Origin of the sequence: Arenimonas malthae CC-JY-1, from assembly GCF_000747075.1 — a bacterium.
Classification (GTDB): Bacteria; Pseudomonadota; Gammaproteobacteria; order Xanthomonadales; family Xanthomonadaceae; genus Arenimonas; species Arenimonas malthae.
In genome coordinates, this window is sequence record NZ_AVCH01000088.1 from 1 (window position 1) to 2,203 (window position 2,203).

At 70.0% G+C, this 2,203-nt stretch carries 2 protein-coding genes; one reads left to right on the forward strand and one right to left on the reverse strand.

Translation table 11 applies throughout. The annotated features are described in order from the left end of the window. On the reverse strand, positions 1–1,369 hold a 1,369-nt coding region (gene rhlB, locus N790_RS04860), incomplete at its 3' end, for an ATP-dependent RNA helicase RhlB (RefSeq protein WP_043801494.1). Positions 1,370–1,541: 172 nt separating this feature from the next. Here rhlB and trxA point away from each other — a divergent pair. Beyond that, positions 1,542–1,868 carry a thioredoxin TrxA gene (gene trxA / locus N790_RS04865; protein WP_043801497.1) on the forward strand — a complete coding sequence of 109 codons (327 nt, stop codon included), beginning with the start codon at positions 1,542–1,544 and terminating at the stop codon, positions 1,866–1,868. Positions 1,869–2,203 lie beyond the last annotated feature (335 nt).

The window sequence follows — 2,203 nt, forward strand, 5'->3', positions numbered from 1 at the left end:
CGCTGCGCGGACCCCGTTCGCCGCGGCCACCGCCGCCCGGGCGGCCACCGTCGCGACCGCCGCGACCGCCGGAACGGCTGCCGCCGCGGCGTTCGTCTTCGGCGGCCTTGGCCTCGCGCACCTCGCGGAAGATGGCGCTCACGCTCTCGCCCTCTTCCTCGCCCTCGACCCGCTCGCGCGGCGCGCGCGGCACCGGCACCAGCAGCTCCTTCTCGACCTGCGCCACCGGCAGCTTCTGCTCGATGTAGGCCTCAATGTCGGGCAGCGACATGGCGTAGCGCTCGCAGGCGAAGCTGATGGCGTCGCCCTCGGCGCCCAGGCGCGCGGTGCGGCCGATGCGGTGCACGTAGTCCTCGGCGTCGAAGGGCAGGTCGTAGTTGTAGACGTGCGACACGCCGTCGATGTGCAGGCCGCGCGCGGCCACGTCGGTGGCCACCAGGATGTCGAGCTGGCCCTTCTGGAAGCGCGCCAGCAGGGTTTCGCGCTTCTTCTGCGGCACGTCGCCCGAGAGCACGCCGACGCGGAAGCCGGCGCGCTCGAGCGCCTTGGCCACGCGCTCCACCCACACCTTGGTGTTCACGAACACCATGGTGCGGTGGCCCTCGCTGCGGGTCAGCAGGCCGATCAGCAGCGGGATCTTCTCCTCGTCCGAGGGGAAGTAGACCTTCTGGCGCACCTTGGCGGCGGTGATGAACTCGGTCTCGACCACGAGCTTCTCGGGCTCGTTCATGTGCTCGTAGGCCAGCTCGAGCACGCGGTGGCTGAGGGTGGCGCTGAACAACAGGGTCTGGCGCTCGGTGCGGATCGGCATGCGCCGCAGCAGGAAGCGGATGTCCTTGATGAAGCCCAGGTCGAACATGCGGTCGGCCTCGTCGAGCACGCAGACCTCGCAGGCGTGCAGCGAGACGACCTTGTGCTGCTTGACGTAGTCGATCAGGCGGCCCGGGGTGGCGATGATCACGTCCACGCCCTGCTGCAGCAGCTCGCGCTGCTTGTCGTAGTCGACGCCGCCGTAGACCAGGGCGAAGCGCAGGCCCAGGTCGGAGCCGAACTTCACCGCGTCCTTGTGGATCTGGATGGCCAGCTCGCGGGTGGGCGCCAGGATGAGCGCGCGCGGGTCCTCGGGCTTGCGCTCGGCCAGGGCCGGGCGGGTCAGCAGCCGGTTCATCAGCGCGACCAGGAAGGCCAGGGTCTTGCCGGTGCCGGTCTGTGCCTGGCCGGCGACGTCGCGCCCGGCGAGGGCGATGGGCAGGGTCAGGGCCTGGATGGGGGTGCAGCGGGTGAAGCCGGCGGATTCAAGGCCGGCCTGCAGCGCCGGATGCAGCTCGAAGTTGGAAAAAGCGATGTCGGTCAGCGGTTTATCGGACATGGGACTCTCTGGGTGCGCGTCTCTGCGCTTGCGCGGCCAGCCCGGTGGGTCGCAAACTGCCCTCAACCCGGGGCCGCCAAGGGGCGGTTGAATTAACGTCTTGAACGCCCCAGTTTAACCCAACGACGGCCGGGACCGGCCGCGACCCCCAAGAAAATCAGGAGTTTGACGCATGAGCGACCAGGTGCTCCATGTGGGTGACACCGACTTCGAGGCCCAGGTGCTCAAGTCCGACACCCCGGTGCTGGTGGATTTCTGGGCCGAGTGGTGCGGCCCCTGCAAGATGATCGGCCCGATGGTCGACGAGCTGGCCGGCACCTACGCCGGCAAGGTCAAGGTGGTGAAGCTCAACATCGACCACAACCCCATGACCCCGCGCCAGTACGCCGTGCGCGGCATCCCGACCCTGATGCTGTTCAAGGACGGCAAGGTGCATGCCACCCAGGTCGGCGCGGTGGGCAAGGCCCAGCTCGCGCAGTTCGTCGACAAGGCGCTCTGAGCGCCCGCGGCCCCGGCCAGCCCGGGGCCAGCGCGGGGCGGCGGCTTGTGGGGCCGCCCCCGCCGGTGTTAGTTTGTAGGTCATTCGGGCGCCCCTGGCGCCGATCTTCTGCATTACCCCCTTCCTCCCCCACGCTCGCGTTCGCGAGGTGAATCCTGTGTCCGAAAACGAAACCGACTCCGGCGCCAGCGCCGAGAAGCGCCCGCGCAAGCCGCGTGCCGCCAACCCCAGCAACGATGCCGTAGCCAGCGCCCCGGCGCCGACGCCCGTGTCCGCCCCCGCGCCCGAACGCGCCCCGGCCGAACCGCCCGCCCATGGCGGCGGCGAGCGCCAGG